Here is a 16742-nt window from a genome sequence, read left to right as displayed (position 1 = left end):
CCGGTGCCGAAGAACAGCAAGAAGACCACCGTGACCCCGTCGCCCGAGCGGCGCGAGGAACTGCTGGCGACCGCGGCCGACGTGTTCGCCGCGCAGGGCTACAACGCCACCACCGTCCGCAAGATCGCAGACGAGGCGGGGATGCTCGCGGGCAGCCTCTACTACCACTTCGACTCCAAGGAGTCGATGCTCGACGAGATCCTCTCCACCTTCCTGGACGAACTGTGGGGCCGGTACGACGCCGTGCTGGCCGCCGGGCTCGGTCCACGGCAGACCCTCGAGGCCCTCGTCACCGAGTCCTTCCGGGGGATCGACCGGCATCTAGCCGCCGTCGCCATCTACCAGAAGGAATCCAGGCACCTCCAGAGCCAGCCGCGCTTCCACTACCTCGCCGACTCCCAGCAGAAGTTCGAGAAGGCGTGGCTCGGAACCCTGGAGCGCGGCGTGGCACAGGGGGAGTTCCGCGCAGACCTGGACATCCGGCTGACCTACCGCTTCGTGCGCGACACCGTCTGGGTCGCCGCGTCCTGGTACCAGCCGGGCGGAAGGCGCGGTCCCGAGGAGATCGCCCGCCAGTACCTGTCGATGGTGCTGGAGGGCATCGCCGTCCGCGAATGACACATGAACCGACCAACAAGGAGCAGCAGGCATGTCCGAGGCATACATCGTCGACGCGATACGCACCCCCGTCGGCAAGCGAGGCGGTGGACTCGCCGCCGTCCACCCCGCCGACCTCGGCGCCCATGTACTGAAGGCGCTGATGGACCGCTCGGACGTGGACCCGGCCGCCGTCGAGGACGTCGTCTTCGGCTGCCTGGACACCGTCGGGCCGCAGGCCGGCGACATCGCCCGCACCTGCTGGCTGGCCGCCGGGCTGCCCGAGGAGGTGCCAGGGGTGACGGTGGACCGCCAGTGCGGTTCCTCCCAGCAGGCCCTGCACTTCGCCGCGCAGGGAGTGCTGTCGGGCACCCAGGACCTGGTGGTCGCGGGCGGCGTGCAGAACATGTCGATGATCCCGATCGCCTTCGCCAGCCGTCAGGCGGCCCTTCCGCTCGGGCTGACCGAGGGCCCGTACGCCGGCTCCGTGGGCTGGCGTGCCCGCTACGGCGACAAGCCGGTCAACCAGTTCCACGGCGCCGAACTGATCGCCGAGCGGTGGGACATCTCCCGCAGGGACATGGAGGAGTTCGCGCTGCGCTCGCACCAGCGGGCGATCCGCGCCATCGACGAGGGCCGCTTCGACCGGGAGATCGTCGCGTACGGCGACGTCACCAGCGACGAGGGCCCGCGCCCTGACACCAGCCTGGAGAAGATGGCCGGGCTGAAGCCGCTCGTCGAGGGCGGCCGGCTGACCGCCGCCGTCTCCTCCCAGGTCTCCGACGGCGCCTCGGCGATGCTCATCGCGAGCGAGCGGGCCGTACGCGAGCACGGGCTGACCCCGCGCGCCCGCATCCACCACCTCTCCGCCCGCGGCGAGGACCCGATCCGCATGCTCTCCGCGCCGATCCCGGCCACGGCGTACGCGCTGAAGAAGGCCGGGATGACGCTCGACGACATCGACCTGGTCGAGATCAACGAGGCCTTCGCCTCCGTGGTGCTGGCCTGGCTGAAGGAGACCGGCGCCGACCCGGAGAAGGTCAACGTCAACGGCGGCGCCATCGCCCTCGGCCACCCGCTCGGCGCCACCGGCACCAAGCTGATGACCACCCTGCTGCACGAACTGGAGCGCACCGGTGGGCGGTTCGGCCTGCAGACGATGTGCGAGGGCGGCGGACAGGCCAACGTCACCATCATCGAGCGCCTCTGATGGGCTGGGACGCCGAGACCGACGTCGCCGTCGTGGGCTTCGGCGGAGCCGGCGCCTCCGCGGCCGTCCAGGCCGCGGACGCCCGTGCCGGCGTCCTCGCCCTCGACCGGTTCACGGGCGGCGGCGCCACCGCCCTCAGCGGCGGCGTCGTGTACGCGGGCGGAGGCACCCCGCAGCAGAAGGCGGCCGGGGTCGAGGACACCCCCGAGGCCATGTACGCCTACCTCAGGGCGGAGACCGCCGGGGTCGTCTCCGGCGCCGTACTGCGCCGCTTCTGCGCGCCGCCTGGAGGAAGACGGCGCCGGGGAAGCCGCCCGGCAGCGGCCGCAAGCCGAGCACGTCGTGGTGGAACGCGGTGCTGCGCGCCAGGTCGGAGACGCAGAGGACGGCGTGGTTGAGCCGGTGGATCGGCATGGACGGTGCCGTTCGGGTCGGTTCTGGAGTCGTGTATCAGCCGTCCGGCAGCATCGGGGCATCGGCCCAGCGGAAGACATGCGCCAGCCGTGGCTCGACGATCCCCGCGCCGGGCACCTCGCCGTCGAACCAGCGGTCCACGCAGGTCCAGTGGTAGCTGTGGCCGAGGTATTCACCGGTCAGGCCCTCGACGTCCACGTACTCCTGCTCCCACACATGGGTCCAACGGGACGGCGTGAGTGCCTGGTCCACGCGGCTGAGCGCCCAGGACCGGATGGTGGAGATGTGCTCGGGCATGGCGAGCAGGTCCCGCTCCAGGTGGGCGACGAGGTTCTCGGGCGCGGTGGGCCGGACGGCCAGCAGCAGCGTGCGCTTCACGCGCGGGCCGGGCGGCAGGGGGATGGTCCGCGCGCGTACGGGGGCGAGCGCCACCGTCTCGAGCGGCTCGGGCAGGCTGAGCGCGGCGGCGACCCGGGCGGGCGGCTGATCTGCCGTCAGATCCCAGGTGCCTCCGGCGCCGCCGAAACTGCCCGGCAGGTCGGGGGCGGCCGAGGACGCGGACACACCCGGGACCGCGACCGCCGACGGATACGCCTCGGCCCCCTCCGCCGGCAGCAGGGACACCCAACGGGTCATGCCGCCACTCCTTCCTCGCCGAGGTCGACCGGATCCAGCACATGCCGCTCCCGGCTGAGGGCCAGCTCGTCGGTACGCGCCCAGAACTCCGCGATGCGGGGGTCGGCGCCGGCCGCCGCGCGTGCGGCGAAGAACGAGCCGCTGTCCGGCAGCGACCACAGCACGCGCACGGCCGCCGTGTCCGGGCCGGTCCAGCTGCGCCAGACGCGCTCCGCGACCATGCCCCGCGCACGGGCGCCGGGGAGATAACCGGTGCGCCACTCCCGCAGCCAGGGCGCGACCCGGTCGCCCGGGAGGACCACGGTGTCGATGATCTGAACCCCGTTCACGAGAGCTTCTCCAGGACCTCGGTGCGGAAACGGTCGATCTGGTCCCGCAGCGCGGCGAGACCGCGCGGACCCGTCAGCCCGTCCGCTCCCCGTATCCGGGGTGCGATGACGAGGCGGGTGGCGCCGGCGTCGGTGAAGCCGCTCACCCACGCCGGGTGGGATTCGCGTGCGCGGTCGAAGGATCCCGGCCACACGGTGATCTCCACCGCGTCCTCGGCCCGGCCCGCCGCGCGCGCGGCCTCGCGCAGCAGACCGGTCCGGCGGGCGAAGTCCTCAGGGCCGATCGTGTACGGGAACCAGCCGTCGCCGATGCGGCCGGCGCGCCGTACGGCCGGATCGCTGTTGCCGCCGAGGACGACCGGTACGGCGCCGCTCTCCGGCCGCGGCAGCGAGTGCAGCCCGTCGAAGGAGACGTGCCGTCCGTGGTACGACGCCGGCCCGGTCGCCCACAGTGCGCGCATCGCGCCGACGCACTCCTCCAGGCGCCGCCCGCGGTCCTGACAGGGCACGCCGACGGCGGCGTACTCCTCCTTCTGCCAGCCGATGCCGAGTCCCAGCATCAGCCGGCCCCTGGAGTGGCGGTCGATCGTCGCTGCCCGCTTGGCGAGCGTCACCGGGCTGTGCAGCGGAGCGACGATCATCGCGGTGCCGAAGCGCAGAGTGTCCGAGGCGCCCGCGAGGTAGGCGATGGTCTCCAACGGGTCGGGCATGGGCACGGCAGCGGAGGCGCCCGGTATCCTGCCGTCCGGCGAGTAGGGGTAGAGGGGTTCGTAGCTGTCTGCGATCACGATGTGCTCGACCGTCCACAGCGACTCGACGCCGCATTCCTCCAGGGTGCCCGCGAGATCGCGGAGAAAGCCGCCGGAGGTGATCAGGCCGTCGCTGAACGGTGCCATCATTCCGAGTCGGAGCATGGGGTGCGGTCCTTGACTGGCTGAGTCGCCAAGTCGCTTGGAACGGCTGTCACTTGAGCAGCCGCGCGCGCAGCCTGGCCAGGGTCGAGGTGTCCAGGCCGAGGCCCTCGGTGAGGTAGCCGTCGAGGCTGCCGTAGTCCCGCTCGGCCTGGTCGAGGGCCGCGTCGAGGTAGTCCTCGCGGACCTCCTGGAGCGGGATCAGCAGGTCCGGGTTCTGCATCAGGCCGGCCTGCTTCAGACCTTCGCGCGTCCTGAGGTCGGCCGCGGCGCGGAAGTCGTTGGAGAGCAGGTAGTCGCCGGTGGCGGTGGTCTCCGGGACGCCGAGGGCGCGCAGCAGGAGATAGCTCAGCCAGCCGGTGCGGTCCTTGCCGGAGGTGCAGTGGTAGAGCAGCGGGGACCGCTTGTCCGCGAGGTCGCGCAGGGTCGCGGCGAACTGGGCGCGGCTGTCCGGGCTGGTGACGAAGGTGCGGTAGATGGAGCGCATCAGCTCCTCCGCCCTCCCGTCACCGAGCAACTCCTGCTGCCTGACCGGGTCCCTGGAGCCGATCACCGCCATGGTCGTGGCGTACAGCCCGAGGTCGTCCACGGGCCGGGAGGTCACGGCTGCGCCCGCCGGGAGGCGGTCGGCACCGTCGCGCTGCACCTCCAGCGGCACGCGGAAGTCGACGACCGTACGCAGGTCCAGCGCGGCGAGCGTCGAGACGTCCGCCTCGGTCAGCTTGCCGAGCGCGTCGGACCGGAACACCTCGCCGTAGCGGACCTGGCGGCCCTTGTCGGTGCGGTATCCGCCGAGGTCACGGACGTTGACCGCGCCCTGGAGCACGATGCGGTGGACGGTGGCGTTGTCGTCGTACGCGGTCGTGACGGCGGGCTGTGCCGTGGTCTCGGCCGTCGCGTGGGTGGGCAGGGCGCCGAGGGCCAGGACGGAGAGTACGGAGGTCGTACGGCGGATTCGGGCAGCAGGCACGGGACCAACTCCGGAGGGGAGGAAAGGGGGTTACGCGAGAACCTTCAGTTCGCTGCGGGCAGACCGCCGAGCGCGGCCCGTGCCTCGGTCATGACCCGGTCGACGAGTTCGGCGCACGACGGCAGGTCGTCGATGAGCCCGGCGACCTGGCCGGCGGCCATCACACCGAGGTCGGTGCGGCCGTTCACCATCGAGGCCTTGAGCAGCATGGGGGTGTTGGCGGCCAGCAGGATCTGACTCCAGGTCAGTTCCTTGCCGTGCTTCATGGCGAGGCCGTCGCGGACCATCTGTGGCCAGCTCAGCCCGGAGTCCTGTCGGAAGGCCGCCGCGTGGCGCACCGCGCGCAGCAGGGAAGCGGTCCGGCCCGAGCGCTCCAGCGCGTCGACCAGGTCGGTGCGCAGCATCCGGTGCGGCAGGCCGTCGACCTTGGCGGTGACGGTGATGTCCTGGACGGAGGCGGCCAGGTAGGCGGCCTTGACCGCGTCCGGGACGGTGCTGTCGGAGGTGAGCAGGAAGCGGGTGCCCATGGCGATCCCGGCGGCGCCGTAGGCCAGCGCGGCAACCAGACCGCGGCCGTCGTGGAAGCCGCCGGCCGCGATCACCGGGATGTCGACGGCGTCCACGACCTGCGGCAGCAGGACGGTGGTGGCGACGCTGCCGGTGTGGCCGCCGCCCTCGCCGCCCTGCACCACCACCGCGTCGGCACCCCATCCGGCGACCTTCTCGGCGTGTCGCTTGGCGCCGATGGAGGGGATCACGACCACCCCGGCGTCCTTGAGCCGGGCGATCAGCTCCCGGGAGGGCGCGAGCGCGAACGAGGCGACCCTCACCCCCTCGTCGATGATGATCCGTACCCGCTCGGCCGCGTCCCCGGCGTCCGCGCGCAGGTTGACGCCGAAGGGCGCGTCCGTGCGGGACTTGACCTCGCGTACGGCGGAACGCAGCTGCTCGACGGTCATGGTGGCCGAGGCGAGGATGCCGAGCGCCCCCGCGTTCGCGGTGGCCGACACCAGGCGGGGGCCCGCCACCCACCCCATCCCGGTCTGCACGACGGGGTGCCGTACCCCGACCAGCTTGGTCAGTGGGGTTTCGATCCTGACGTCCGTCATGCCGGGCGCACCTCGCGGTCGCGCAGCCCCTCGGGGTCGACGACCTCGCGGATCAGCCGCAGTTCCTCGTCGGTGGGTTCGCGGGTGCAGGGCACCTCGGCGGGGATCGTGAGCGCGAAACCGGTGGCCTCGGCGACCTGTTCGACGGTGACACCGGGGTGCAGCGAGCGCAGCCGCATCGTGCGGTCCGGGGTCTCGAAGTCGAAGACGCCGAGGTCGGTGATGACGTCCGCGATGCGGTGATAGCGGGTGGCGGAGGGGCCGGCCGCGGCGGCCCGGTCGTGGCCTACGCCGCACACCATGTCGACCTGTTCGACGAACACGCGCGCCGAGTGCCGGGGCACCCAGTAACTGGTCGGGTTGTTCAGGGTGTTGCCCGGCGCGCCGCGCACGCCCAGCAGCTGGCGGGTGGGCCGGGCCCAGTCGCCGACGCAGGAGATGTTCTGGTTGCCGTGGCGATCGAGCTGGCTCGCGCCCATCATCACGTGCCGCCGCCCGGTGGCGACCAGCGCCAGGTGCTGGCGGTACGGCAGCCAGCCCTCCACCACCTCCGCCTTGGCGCCGACCGCCGGGACGTCGGCGATGAGCAGCGCCTCGCCGTCGGTCAGCAGCAGCTCGGGGGAGAAGGTGAGCTTCGCCAGCCGGGCCCCGATCATCGGGACCGTGCCCATCGGGCTGGCCAGCACCTCGCCCGCGCCGCGCCAGGCCTCGGCGCAGGCCACCACGCAGTACTCGGCCCGGGTCGCCTGCGTCGTGATCATGCTTCCTCCTTGTGGAACGCCGCCACCGCGGCCTGGTAGGCGTCCTCGTCGCCGGTCAGGAACCGGTCGGTGAAGGCCCGCCAGGCCTCCGGGTCGCGGGCGGCCTGGGCGTAGGCGCGCTGGAACGCCTCGTCGCGGTCGTAGTCGGGGGCGCAGGAGGTGAAGTGGGCGCCGTTCGGGGTCTCGACGACGCCGCCCACGAACGCGCGCTTGACCAGCAGGCTCTGCGGGCCGGCCTCCTTGAGCAGGTCCGCGGTGTCCACGATCCGCTCGCAGGAGACGTAGGCCTGGTCGGCGGCCTCGCAGAACAGGTCGTCGAAGTACGGGTCGGCGCCGAGGTACTGGCCGTTGCCCTGCGCGTCGGCGCGGTTGAGGTGGACCAGGGCGGCGTCCAGCCGCAGCGCCGGGACCGCGACCAGTTCCTGGCCGTCCGCGTACGGCGAAGTGACCGTGCGCAGATGAGGATTGACCCGCATCACGTCCGAGCCGAGACCCGCCCGGACCGGCAGGAACGGCAGCCGGTTCGCGGCGGCCGTCAGCCCCCACATGAACATCGCCTCGTCCAGCTCCACCATGTCGAACGCGCCCCGCTGCCGGGCCGCCGTGAAGTGCGGCTCCAGCGGGATGGAGTCGAGGGTGGCGAAGGCCGCGACCAGCTTGCGGATCTTCCCGGCGGCGGCGAGCAGGCCGACGTCGGGGCCGCCGTAGGAGACGACGGTCAGGTCCGTGATGTCCGAGCGCAGCAGTGCGCGCACCAGGGCCATCGGCTTGCGCCGGGAGCCCCAGCCACCGATTCCGATCGTCATGCCGCTGCGCAGCCGGGACACGACCTCCTCGAGGGTCGTCCTCTTGTCGACGCTCACGAGTCCTGCGCCTCCTTGTCGGTGCCGAAGGTGTCGCGGACGCGGTCGGCGACACCACTGAGGTTGGCCTCGAAGGTGAAGCCCTGTTCGAAGCGGTAGCTGCGGCGGACGTCGACGGGGTCGATGCCGTTGATCGCGGCCTTGGCGAGCCGGATCAGGGTGCCGTCCTTGGCTGCGATCTCCCGGGCCAGCTCCAGCGCCGCCTCCAGCAGCCGCTCGCGCGGGACGACCCGCCAGACCGAGCCGTGCCGGCGCAGTTCCTGCGCGGTGACGGTGCGCGAGGTGTAGTACAGCGTCCGCATCAGATGCTGGGGGACCAGCCGGGCCAGATGCGTGGCCGCGCCGAGCGCGCCTCGGTCCAGTTCGGGCAGCCCGAAGGTCGCGTCGTTGCTGGCGACGACGGCGTCGGCGTTGCCGGCCAGGCCGATGCCGCCGCCCAGACAGAAGCCGTGCACGGCGGCGACCACGGGGACCTCGCAGTCGTACACCGCGGCGAACGCCTCGTAGCAGCCGCGGTTGGCGCCGATGAGGGCGTCGTGCCCGGCGTCGCGCTGCACTTCCTTGATGTCGACGCCGGCGTTGAAGCCCCGGCCGGCGGCGGTGAGCACCACACAGCGCACCTTCGGGTCGGCCCCGGCGGCGCGCACCGCGGCGGCCAGGTCGTACCAGCCCTGTACGGGGAGGGCGTTGACCGGGGGGAAGTCCACGGTGACGACGGCGATGCCCGCTTCGGGGGCGGAGGTGGAGACACCCATGAGCAGATCAGCTACCTTTCCACCAAACATTTGTTAGGTGGAAGATAGCAGCGGTCCGCGCGCTGCGGGAGGTGTGAATTGGCAGCGATCATCGATCTCGCCGGAACCGTCGCCGTCGTCACCGGCGGTACGCGGGGCGTCGGGGCCGGCATCGCCCGCGCCCTGCTCGCCGCCGGGGCGGACGTCGTGACCTGCGCGCGCAGGGAGCCGGACCAGCCGGTCGAGGCAGAGGGGCGGACGGCCCGGTTCGTCCCGCTCGACCTGCGCGACGCGGACGCGGCCGGCGCCTTCTTCCAGCAGGTGCGCCGTGCGCACGGGCGTTTGGACACCCTGGTCAACAACGCGGGCGGGACGCCGTTCCGCCTGCTCGCGGACACCGAGGCGAAGAGCGCGGCCAGGGTCGTCGAACTGAACCTCGTCGCCCCCCTGACCGCCTCGCTCGCCGCGTACGGGGTGATGCGCGACCAGCCCGGCGGCGGCTCGATCATCATGATCGGCAGCGTCAGCGGCACCCGCCCGTCACCCGGGACCGCCCCCTACGGCGCAGCCAAGGCCGGCCTCGACCACCTGGCCCGCTCCATGGCCGTGGAATGGGCGCCGCGGGTTCGGGTCAACACGGTCGTGCCCGGCATGGTCCGCACCGAGCTGTCCCATCTGCACTACGGGGACGAGGCCGGCATCGCCGCCGTCGCCGGCACGGTCCCGCTCGGGCGGCTCGCCGACCCCGCCGACATAGGCGACGCCTGCGTCTTCCTCGCCTCCGAACGCGCCGCGTACATCACCGGCGCCAGCCTGCTGGTGCACGGGGGAGGGGAGCGGCCCGCGTTCCTCGACGCCGCGACGGTCAACCACGGCTCCTGACTTCACTCGTTTCAACGAAAGGACACTCACCGCCATGACCAACGGACTGTGCACCGGACGTGTCGCCGTCGTCACCGGGGCCGGTCGCGGACTCGGCCGCGCCCATGCCCTGGCCTTCGCCGCGGAGGGCGCCAAGGTCGTCGTCAACGACCTCGGCGCCGGGCTCGACGGCTCGGGCGCCTCCGCGAGCCCCGCCCAGCAGGTCGTCGACGAGATCCGCGCGCTCGGCGGCGAGGCCGTCGCCCACGGCTCAGACATCGCCACCTCCGAGGGCGCGGCCTCGCTCATCGCCGCCGCCCTGGACGCCTTCGGCCGCCTGGACACCCTCGTCAACAACGCCGGATTCCTGCGCGACCGCATGCTCGTCAACCTCGACGAGGACGACTGGGACGCCGTGATGCGCGTGCACCTCAAGGGCCACTTCCTGCCGCTGAAGCACGCCGCCGCCCACTGGCGTGCCGAAGCGAAGACGGGCCGTACGCCCGAGGCGCGCGTGATCAACACCAGCTCCGGCGCGGGCCTGCTGGGCAGCGTCGGTCAGGGCAACTACTCCGCCGCCAAGGCGGGGATCGTCGGCCTGACCCTCGTCGCCGCCGCCGAGATGGCCCGCTACGGCGTCCAGGTCAACGCCATCGCCCCCGCCGCCCGCACCCGCATGACCGAGCAGACCTTCGCCGACGCCATGGCCGCCCCCGGGGACGGCGGATTCGACGCCATGGCCCCGGAGAACGTCTCCCCCCTCGTCGTCTGGCTGGGCTCCACCGCCTCCGCCGGGGTGACCGGCCGCGTCTTCGAGGCCGAGGCCGGCCGCATCACCGTGATGGAGGGCTGGCGCCGCGGGCCGACGGCGGACAAGGGGGCTCGCTGGACGCCGGCGGAGGCCGGAGAGACGGCCCTGAAGCTGCTGGCCGCCGCGGAGGCGCCGCAGCCGGTGTACGGGGCGCGGTGAGCGTGGGATTTTGAGGGCGGGGCACCCGAGGCGGGCGGGTGGCTGTGACGTGGTGGGGTGGCCGGACAGTGGCCGGACTCCGGCCGTGTCGAATGACGATCGCACCGGCAGGGATGCTCACCGCGGGACCCACGCGCCTGCCGGGGGCACCTCTCCGGCTCCGATCCGGTTCCGGGTGGCCGTTGCCGCCTGAACCCACGGAATGCGCCCGCAGCGCACCGCTTCGAGCGCTCCCCGCGATGCCCGCACCTCACCAGGCCGGAAGCCCGCTGCCACACACCCGCCGTACGTTTCCCGGTCAGCGGGAATTCCGGCTCCCTCCTCCGAGAGCGGCCCGCTTAGCCTCCCGGGACAGCCCAACGCCCCGTAGAGGACCCCATGCTCACCGACTCCCAGAGGCAGCGCGCGGCGGAGATCCTGCGCTCGGCCGAGCACAGCCGGCAGCCGGTCGCCCCGCTGACCGAGACCTACCCCGAGATCGACACCGAGGACGCGTACGAGATCCAGCTCGTCAACATCCGGCACCGCGTCACCACCGGGGCCGAGGTGCGCGGCCACAAGGTCGGCCTGTCCTCCCCCGTCATGCAGCGCATGATGGGGGTGGACGAGCCCGACTACGGCCACCTGCTCGACGACATGGAGCTGCGCGCCGACACGCCCGTGCCGGTCAGCCGCTACTGCTGCCCCCGCGTCGAGGTCGAGGTCGGCTTCGTGCTCGGCGACGACCTGCCCGGCGAGGGCTGCAGCCCGGCCGACGTGCTGGCAGCCACCGAACGGGTCGTCCCGGCCCTGGAGTTGATCGACAGCCGCATCCGCGACTGGCGTATCGCCATCGCCGACACCATCGCCGACAACGCCTCCTCCGCCGGATACGTCATCGGTGAGGGCCGCGCCCCCCGGGAGCTGGACCTGAAAGCGATCGACGCGTGGCTGACCAGCGGCGGCGAACTGCTGGCCGAGGGCCGCAGCGACGCCGTGCTCGGCGACCCCGCCGTCTCCGTCGCCTGGCTCGCCCGCACGGTCGCGCGCTTCGGCGTGCCCCTGAAGAAGGGGCACGTGGTGCTGCCGGGCTCGTGCACCCGCGCCGTCGACGTGGCGGCCGGACAGACCTTCACCGCCGAGTTCACCGGGCTGGGCTCGGTCTCCCTCTCGTTCAGCTGAGGTGACGATGACCAACACGACCTCCCACACCACCCGGCCCAAGGCCACCGCCGCCATCGTCGGGTCCGGCAACATAGGCACGGACCTGCTGTACAAGCTCCGGCGCTCCGAGTTCGTGGAGCCCCGCTGGATGATCGGCGTCGACCCGGACAGCGAGGGCCTGGCCCGCGCCCGCAAGGCCGGCCTGGAGGCCAGCCACGAAGGCGTCGACTGGCTGCTCGCCCAGGACGAGCTGCCCGACATCGTCTTCGAGGCCACCTCCGCCTACGTCCACCGCGTCAACGCCCCCCGCTACGCCGAACTCGGCATCAGGGCAGTCGACTTGACGCCGGCCGCTGTCGGCCCCGCCGTCGTGCCGCCCGCCAATCTGCGCGAACACCTCGGCCGGCCCAACGTCAACATGATCACCTGCGGCGGTCAGGCCACCATCCCCATGGTGTATGCGGTCTCGAGGGTCGTCCCCGTCTCCTACGCCGAGATCGTCGCATCCGTGGCCTCGGTCTCGGCCGGCCCCGGAACCCGGGCGAACATCGACGAGTTCACCCGCACCACCTCGCGCGGCATCGAGACCATCGGTGGCGCGGAACGCGGCAAGGCGATCATCATCCTCAACCCCGCCGAGCCGCCGGTCATCATGCGCGACACGGTCTTCTGCGCGATCCCGGAGGACGCCGACCGCGCCGCGATCGCCCAGTCGGTCAAGGAAGTCGCCGAGCAGGTCGCCTCCTACGTGCCCGGCTACCGGCTGCGCACCGAGCCGCAGTTCGACGAAGCGCGCCCCGAGAACGGCGGAACGGCCCGGGTCGCGATCTTCCTGGAGGTGGAGGGCGCGGGCGACTACCTGCCGCCGTACGCCGGAAACCTCGACATCATGACCGCCGCCGCCACCAAGGTCGGCGAGGAGTTCGCGAAGGGGATCATCGCGTGAGCACCCAGAAGACGGCGATGCCCGTGAAGGCGTACTCCGACACGCTCGACATCCGGGTCACGGACTCCTCGCTGCGCGACGGATCGCACGCCAAGCGCCACCAGTTCACCGGTGCGGACGTGCGCGGCATCGTCGCCGCGCTCGACGACGCCGGCGTGTCCGTCATCGAGGTCACGCACGGCGACGGGCTCGGCGGCTCGTCCTTCAACTACGGCTTCTCCAGGACGCCCGAGCAGGAACTGATCGAGATCGCGGTGGACACCGCGAAGCAGGCGAGGATCGCCTTCCTGATGCTGCCCGGACTCGGCGTCAAGGACGACATCCGCGCCGCCCACGGCAACGGTGCGAGCGTCTGCCGGATCGCCACCCACTGCACCGAGGCCGACATCTCCGTACAACACTTCGGGCTGGCACGGGAGATGGGGCTGGAGACCGTCGGGTTCCTGATGATGGCCCACTCCACGACCCCCGAGACGCTGGCCGCGCAGGGCCGCATCATGGCCGACGCGGGCTGCCAGTGCGTGTACGTCGTCGACTCGGCCGGCGCCATGGTGATGGACGACGTGACGGACCGGGTCGAGGCGCTGGTCGCCGAACTCGGCGACGACGCCCAGGTCGGCTTCCACGGACACGAGAACCTCGCCCTCGGGACCGGGAACTCCATCGCCGCCATCAAGGCGGGCGCCCTGCAGATCGACGGCTCCACCCGCCGCCTCGGCGCGGGCGCCGGCAACACCGCCGTCGAGGCGCTGGTCGCGGTCTGCGCCAAGATGGGCATCCGCACCGGCATCGACGTCCTGAAGATCATCGACGCGGCGGAGGACGTGGTCCGCCCCGTGATGGACGAGGAATGCCAACTCGACCGGCTGGCCCTGCTGATGGGCCACGCCGGGGTCTACTCCAGCTTCCTCAAGCACGCCTACCGGCAGGCCGAGCGCTACGGCGTCTCCGGCGCCGAGATCCTCCTGCGCGCCGGCGAGCGCCGCCTGGTCGGCGGCCAGGAGGACCAGCTCATCGACATCGCCGTGGAACTCGCCGGCCGGCGCTGAGCACACGACCGAGCCGCCACCGATCCACCGTCACCACAAGGAAGTGGAGGGACACCATGACCGCGATCAACGAGGAGTACCGGGTCATCGAGGCCGCCGCCCCGCCGGCGCGCTTCGCCCGCGGCTGGCACTGCCTCGGCCTCGCCGACACCTTCAAGGACGGCAAGCCGCACGAGATCGAGGCCTTCGGCACCAAACTGGTGGTCTTCCAGGGTGCCGAGGACGGCGAACTGCACGTCCTCAACGCCTACTGCCCCCACATGGGCGGCAACCTCGCGCGCGGCTCCGTCAAGGGCGACACCGTCGCCTGCCCGTTCCACGACTGGCGCTGGTCCGGCAACGGCCGCTGCGCCGACATCCCCTACGCCCGCCGGGTCCCGCCGCGCGCCCGCACCCGCGCGTGGCTGACCCTGGAGGAGAACAAGCAGCTCTACGTCTGGCACGACCCCGAGGGCAACCCGCCCCCGGAGGGCGTCACCATCCCGCGCATCGAGGGCGTGGACAGCGACGAGTGGAGCGACTGGACGTGGAAGACCCTCCGGGTGGAGGGCTCCCACTGCCGGGAGATCGTCGACAACGTCGTGGACATGGCCCACTTCTTCTACGTCCACTACGCCTTCCCGACGTACTTCAAGAACGTCTTCGAAGGCCATGTCGCCACCCAGTACATGCAGAGCGAGCCGCGCGGCGACGTGGACCTGGGCACCCTCAGCACCGGGGGCGGCCTGCGCTCCGACGCCTCCTACCACGGCCCGTCGTACATGATCGACAAGCTGTGGAGCGACGTCGGCGGCGGCCTGGAGATGGAGAGCATCCTCATCAACTGCCACTACCCGATCGACGAGAACAGCTTCATGCTCCAGTACGGCGCGATCGTCAAGAAGCTGCCCGGCATGACCGACGAGCAGGCCGCCGACGCAGCCCGGCTCACCTCCGAGGGCCTGGCCGTCGGCTTCGGGCAGGACGTCGAGATCTGGAAGAACAAGGCGAAGATCGACAACCCGCTGCTTTCCGAGGAGGACGGCCCGGTCTATCAACTGCGCCGCTGGTACGAGCAGTTCTACGTCGACGCCGCCGACGTCAAGGACGAGATGACGCAGCGCTTCGAGTTCGAGATCGACACCACCCGGGCCACCGCGGCCTGGCGCCAGGAGGTCGAGGAGAACATGGCACGCTACCAGGCCGAACAGGCCGGTCGGCCCGGAGGCTGAGATGCAGCCGGTGGAGTGCCGCACCTGCGGAAACCAGGTCCTGTGCGAGAAGTTCAGCATGGCCCACACCCAGATCCAGTGGACCGACGAGGCCACCGAGGTCTGCCCGCAGATCCGTGCCCGGGTCGCCCAGGGCGAGCTGGCCGGCCGGGTGAGGGCCTGTCAAGCGCTGCGAACGAGCATCGACGCGGCGGTCGAGGAAGGTCTGCTGGAGGTGGCCGATGGCTGAGCCACGCACCCACCGGCTGCGCGTCACCGAAGTGATCGCCGAGACGGACGACGCCCGCTCCCTGGTGCTCCAGGCACCGCCGGAGAGCGCGGACCGTTTCACCTCCTACCGGCCCGGGCAGTTCCTCACCCTGAAGCTGCCCGGGGCGGACGGGAGGCCGGCCGCCCGCTGCTACTCCCTCGCCAGCTCGCCGCACACCGGTGAGCCCCTGAAGGTCACCGTCAAGCGGGTGGCCGGCGGACACGGCTCCAACTGGGTGTGCGACAGGGTCACGGCGGGCGACGAGTTGGAGGTGCTGCCCCCGGCCGGCACCTTCACACCGGACACCCTCGACTGCGACCTGCTGCTCGTCGCGGGCGGCAGCGGCATCACCCCGGTGCTGTCCATCGCCAAGTCGGCCCTGGCGCGCGGGCAGGGGCAGGTGCTGCTCCTGTACGCCAACCGCGACGAGACCTCGGTCATCTTCCGCGACGAGCTGCGCACGCTGGCCGAGGAGCACCCCGGTCGGCTGCTGGTGCTCCACTGGCTGGAGTCGCTCCAGGGCCTGCCCCGGGTCGACCGGCTGGCCGCGGTGCTCGCCCCGTATGCGGGGCGCGAGGCTTTCGTCTGCGGGCCCGGACCGCTGATGGACGCGGTCGAGGAGTCCCTGCGCGCCCTCGGCGCCCCGGGCGACCGCATCCACCGGGAGCGGTTCTTCTCGCTCAGCGGGGACGTCTTCGACACCCCCGAACCGGAGCCCGTAGCGGCCGGGGAGGGCAGCACGGCGCAGGTGGAGCTGGACGGCGAGACCCACACGGTCACCTGGCCGTCCGGGACCCCGCTGCTCGACGTCCTCCTCGCCGCCGGCGTGGACGCCCCCTACTCCTGCCGGGAGGGCTCCTGCAGCGCCTGCACCTGCCGGGTCGTCACCGGCGAGGTGAAGATGCTCCGCAACGACGTCCTGGACGACGAGGACATCGCCGAGGGCTATGTGCTGGCCTGCCAGGCCGTTCCCCTGACCGGCCAGGTCGAGATCACCTACTCCTGACCCGTAAGCCTTCACGAGGGAGCACACCATGCCCCGTACCTGTCTCGTCACCGGCGCCGCCTCCGGCATCGGCGAGGCGACCGCGGCCCTCCTGCGCTCGCAAGGGCACACCGTCATCGGGGCCGACCTCAAGGACAGCGACATCGCGGCCGACCTGTCCACCGCCGAGGGTCGGTCGGAACTCGTCAGCCGCGCCCGCGAGTTGAGCGACGGCCGCCTCGATGCCGTCATCGCCTGCGCGGGGATCGCCCACTTCGACCCGCTCACCGTCAGGGTCAACCACTTCGGCGCCGTGGCCACGCTCGCGGGTCTGCGCCCGCTGCTGGCCGCCGGCACCGATCCACGCGCCCTGGTCATCGGCTCCATCGACTCCGTGCACCCGACCGACCCCGCGATCGTGGACGCCGCGCTCGCCGGGGACGAGACGGCGGCGGTCACCGCCGCGCAGGCGGCCGTCGACCGCGCTGGGTCCGCCGCTCGGCCGTCACCGACGACTGGGCCGGCGCGGGCATCCCGCTCAACGCCGTCGCCCCCGGCGTGATCCTCACGCCCCTGACCCAGCCCCTGCTGGCCGACCCCGAGATGCGCCGGCTCGTCGAGCAGAGCGTGCCGATGCCGCTGCACGGCCACGCCCGCCCCGAGCAGCTCGCCCCGCTGCTCGCCTGGCTGACCTCGCCCGAGAACACCCATGTGACCGGACAGGTCGTCTTCGCCGACGGCGGCGCCGACGCCGTCCTGCGCGGCGACGGCGTCTGGTGAGGAGCGGCGAGGA

21 protein-coding genes and 1 pseudogene are annotated in these 16742 nt (G+C 72.1%); 13 read left to right on the top strand and 9 right to left on the bottom strand.

The features are described from left to right. Positions 1-3 precede the first annotated feature (3 nt). From AB0L75_RS35885 to AB0L75_RS35875, 3 genes and pseudogenes are all read left to right on the top strand, one after another. The gene (locus AB0L75_RS35885) at positions 4-618 is read left to right on the top strand and encodes a TetR/AcrR family transcriptional regulator (RefSeq protein ID WP_365189796.1); all 615 of its coding nucleotides are present in this window, start codon (positions 4-6) and stop codon (positions 616-618) included. A 31-nt stretch (positions 619-649) separates the two neighbouring features. Continuing rightward, entirely contained in the window at positions 650-1807 is a 1158-nt protein-coding gene (locus tag AB0L75_RS35880; protein WP_365189794.1) for an acetyl-CoA C-acetyltransferase, read from the top strand. Further along, positions 1807-2037, top strand: a pseudogene (locus AB0L75_RS35875) (FAD-binding protein); the annotation flags it as partial. The gene AB0L75_RS35880 and the pseudogene AB0L75_RS35875, both read left to right, overlap by 1 nt. Here the strand turns inward: AB0L75_RS35875 and AB0L75_RS35870 are convergent. Genes AB0L75_RS35870 through AB0L75_RS35830 form a run of 9 tightly spaced genes read right to left on the bottom strand, consistent with a single transcriptional unit; the run spans position 2033 to position 8555 of the window. Continuing rightward, positions 2033-2221 (bottom strand): VOC family protein, encoded by a 189-nt coding sequence (locus tag AB0L75_RS35870; protein WP_365189791.1) that lies wholly within the window; start codon positions 2219-2221, stop codon positions 2033-2035. The pseudogene AB0L75_RS35875 and the gene AB0L75_RS35870 overlap by 5 nt on opposite strands. Positions 2222-2257: 36 nt before the next feature. Continuing rightward, a complete protein-coding gene (locus AB0L75_RS35865) occupies positions 2258-2857 on the bottom strand; it encodes a Dabb family protein (protein WP_365189788.1) in 600 nt (199 codons plus the stop codon). Then, positions 2854-3186, bottom strand: coding sequence for an NIPSNAP family protein (locus AB0L75_RS35860; protein ID WP_365189786.1), 333 nt, complete (start codon positions 3184-3186; stop codon positions 2854-2856). The genes AB0L75_RS35865 and AB0L75_RS35860 overlap by 4 nt, the downstream gene beginning before the upstream one ends. Beyond that, on the bottom strand, positions 3183-4100 hold the full coding sequence (locus AB0L75_RS35855; RefSeq protein WP_365189783.1) for an LLM class F420-dependent oxidoreductase: 918 nt from the start codon (positions 4098-4100) through the stop codon (positions 3183-3185). Before AB0L75_RS35855 ends, AB0L75_RS35860 begins: the two co-directional genes overlap by 4 nt. Before the next feature lie 49 nt (positions 4101-4149). Continuing rightward, entirely contained in the window at positions 4150-5067 is a 918-nt protein-coding gene (locus tag AB0L75_RS35850) for a tyrosine-protein phosphatase (RefSeq protein WP_365189781.1), read from the bottom strand. A 44-nt stretch (positions 5068-5111) separates the two neighbouring features. Continuing rightward, positions 5112-6176: a nitronate monooxygenase gene (locus AB0L75_RS35845; RefSeq protein ID WP_365189778.1), complete on the bottom strand. Its 1065-nt coding sequence runs from the start codon at positions 6174-6176 to the stop codon at positions 5112-5114. Then, positions 6173-6937 (bottom strand): CoA-transferase, encoded by a 765-nt coding sequence (locus AB0L75_RS35840; protein ID WP_365189776.1) that lies wholly within the window; start codon positions 6935-6937, stop codon positions 6173-6175. Before AB0L75_RS35840 ends, AB0L75_RS35845 begins: the two co-directional genes overlap by 4 nt. After that, positions 6934-7800 carry a CoA-transferase gene (locus AB0L75_RS35835; RefSeq protein WP_365189774.1) on the bottom strand — a complete coding sequence of 289 codons (867 nt, stop codon included), beginning with the start codon at positions 7798-7800 and terminating at the stop codon, positions 6934-6936. Before AB0L75_RS35835 ends, AB0L75_RS35840 begins: the two co-directional genes overlap by 4 nt. Then, on the bottom strand, positions 7797-8555 hold the full coding sequence (locus tag AB0L75_RS35830; protein ID WP_365189771.1) for an enoyl-CoA hydratase family protein: 759 nt from the start codon (positions 8553-8555) through the stop codon (positions 7797-7799). Before AB0L75_RS35830 ends, AB0L75_RS35835 begins: the two co-directional genes overlap by 4 nt. Before the next feature lie 78 nt (positions 8556-8633). Here AB0L75_RS35830 and AB0L75_RS35825 point away from each other — a divergent pair, with 78 nt between their 5' ends. The 10 genes from AB0L75_RS35825 (at position 8634) to AB0L75_RS35780 (ending at position 16729) form a co-directional block, all read left to right on the top strand. Continuing rightward, positions 8634-9416 (top strand): SDR family oxidoreductase, encoded by a 783-nt coding sequence (locus AB0L75_RS35825; protein WP_365189768.1) that lies wholly within the window; start codon positions 8634-8636, stop codon positions 9414-9416. Positions 9417-9450: 34 nt separating this feature from the next. After that, positions 9451-10365 carry an SDR family oxidoreductase gene (locus tag AB0L75_RS35820; RefSeq protein ID WP_365189765.1) on the top strand — a complete coding sequence of 305 codons (915 nt, stop codon included), beginning with the start codon at positions 9451-9453 and terminating at the stop codon, positions 10363-10365. Positions 10366-10743: 378 nt separating this feature from the next. Beyond that, positions 10744-11526, top strand: coding sequence for a 2-keto-4-pentenoate hydratase (locus AB0L75_RS35815; protein WP_365189763.1), 783 nt, complete (start codon positions 10744-10746; stop codon positions 11524-11526). Between the two features lie 7 nt (positions 11527-11533). Next, complete coding sequence (locus AB0L75_RS35810; protein WP_365189761.1) at positions 11534-12454, top strand: acetaldehyde dehydrogenase (acetylating); 921 nt, start codon at positions 11534-11536, stop codon at positions 12452-12454. Positions 12455-12471: 17 nt separating this feature from the next. Further along, complete coding sequence (dmpG, locus tag AB0L75_RS35805; RefSeq protein WP_365189831.1) at positions 12472-13503, top strand: 4-hydroxy-2-oxovalerate aldolase; 1032 nt, start codon at positions 12472-12474, stop codon at positions 13501-13503. A gap of 56 nt (positions 13504-13559) precedes the next feature. Further along, positions 13560-14714 carry a Rieske 2Fe-2S domain-containing protein gene (locus AB0L75_RS35800; RefSeq protein ID WP_365189758.1) on the top strand — a complete coding sequence of 385 codons (1155 nt, stop codon included), beginning with the start codon at positions 13560-13562 and terminating at the stop codon, positions 14712-14714. Between the two features lies 1 nt (position 14715). Continuing rightward, positions 14716-14943: a hypothetical protein gene (locus tag AB0L75_RS35795; RefSeq protein ID WP_365189755.1), complete on the top strand. Its 228-nt coding sequence runs from the start codon at positions 14716-14718 to the stop codon at positions 14941-14943. Continuing rightward, entirely contained in the window at positions 14936-15970 is a 1035-nt protein-coding gene (locus AB0L75_RS35790) for a ferredoxin--NADP reductase (protein ID WP_365189753.1), read from the top strand. Before AB0L75_RS35795 ends, AB0L75_RS35790 begins: the two co-directional genes overlap by 8 nt. Positions 15971-15998: 28 nt before the next feature. Next, positions 15999-16511 (top strand): SDR family NAD(P)-dependent oxidoreductase, encoded by a 513-nt coding sequence (locus AB0L75_RS35785; protein ID WP_365189751.1) that lies wholly within the window; start codon positions 15999-16001, stop codon positions 16509-16511. After that, positions 16508-16729 carry an SDR family oxidoreductase gene (locus AB0L75_RS35780; RefSeq protein WP_365189749.1) on the top strand — a complete coding sequence of 74 codons (222 nt, stop codon included), beginning with the start codon at positions 16508-16510 and terminating at the stop codon, positions 16727-16729. The genes AB0L75_RS35785 and AB0L75_RS35780 overlap by 4 nt, the downstream gene beginning before the upstream one ends. The last annotated feature ends 13 nt before the right edge of the window (positions 16730-16742 follow it).

The organism is Streptomyces sp. NPDC052101 (assembly GCF_040680235.1).
Lineage (GTDB): Bacteria > Actinomycetota > Actinomycetes > Streptomycetales > Streptomycetaceae > Streptomyces.
The sequence above is the reverse complement of the archived record's forward strand: the minus strand, read 5'-3'. Positions and strand labels throughout refer to the sequence as shown.

What these genes read in the sequence shown, in the direction of transcription:
- AB0L75_RS35880 (WP_365189794.1), top strand. Translation starts at nt 650, where the DNA reads ATGTCCGAGGCATACATCGTCGACGCGATACGCACCCCCGTCGGCAAG.
- AB0L75_RS35870 (WP_365189791.1), bottom strand. Translation starts at nt 2,221, where the DNA reads ATGCCGATCCACCGGCTCAACCACGCCGTCCTCTGCGTCTCCGACCTG.
- AB0L75_RS35865 (WP_365189788.1), bottom strand. Translation starts at nt 2,857, where the DNA reads ATGACCCGTTGGGTGTCCCTGCTGCCGGCGGAGGGGGCCGAGGCGTAT.
- AB0L75_RS35855 (WP_365189783.1), bottom strand. Translation starts at nt 4,100, where the DNA reads ATGCTCCGACTCGGAATGATGGCACCGTTCAGCGACGGCCTGATCACC.
- AB0L75_RS35845 (WP_365189778.1), bottom strand. Translation starts at nt 6,176, where the DNA reads ATGACGGACGTCAGGATCGAAACCCCACTGACCAAGCTGGTCGGGGTA.
- AB0L75_RS35840 (WP_365189776.1), bottom strand. Translation starts at nt 6,937, where the DNA reads ATGATCACGACGCAGGCGACCCGGGCCGAGTACTGCGTGGTGGCCTGC.
- AB0L75_RS35830 (WP_365189771.1), bottom strand. Translation starts at nt 8,555, where the DNA reads ATGGGTGTCTCCACCTCCGCCCCCGAAGCGGGCATCGCCGTCGTCACC.
- AB0L75_RS35820 (WP_365189765.1), top strand. Translation starts at nt 9,451, where the DNA reads ATGACCAACGGACTGTGCACCGGACGTGTCGCCGTCGTCACCGGGGCC.
- AB0L75_RS35815 (WP_365189763.1), top strand. Translation starts at nt 10,744, where the DNA reads ATGCTCACCGACTCCCAGAGGCAGCGCGCGGCGGAGATCCTGCGCTCG.
- AB0L75_RS35810 (WP_365189761.1), top strand. Translation starts at nt 11,534, where the DNA reads ATGACCAACACGACCTCCCACACCACCCGGCCCAAGGCCACCGCCGCC.
- dmpG (WP_365189831.1), top strand. Translation starts at nt 12,472, where the DNA reads ATGCCCGTGAAGGCGTACTCCGACACGCTCGACATCCGGGTCACGGAC.
- AB0L75_RS35800 (WP_365189758.1), top strand. Translation starts at nt 13,560, where the DNA reads ATGACCGCGATCAACGAGGAGTACCGGGTCATCGAGGCCGCCGCCCCG.
- AB0L75_RS35795 (WP_365189755.1), top strand. Translation starts at nt 14,716, where the DNA reads ATGCAGCCGGTGGAGTGCCGCACCTGCGGAAACCAGGTCCTGTGCGAG.
- AB0L75_RS35790 (WP_365189753.1), top strand. Translation starts at nt 14,936, where the DNA reads ATGGCTGAGCCACGCACCCACCGGCTGCGCGTCACCGAAGTGATCGCC.
- AB0L75_RS35785 (WP_365189751.1), top strand. Translation starts at nt 15,999, where the DNA reads ATGCCCCGTACCTGTCTCGTCACCGGCGCCGCCTCCGGCATCGGCGAG.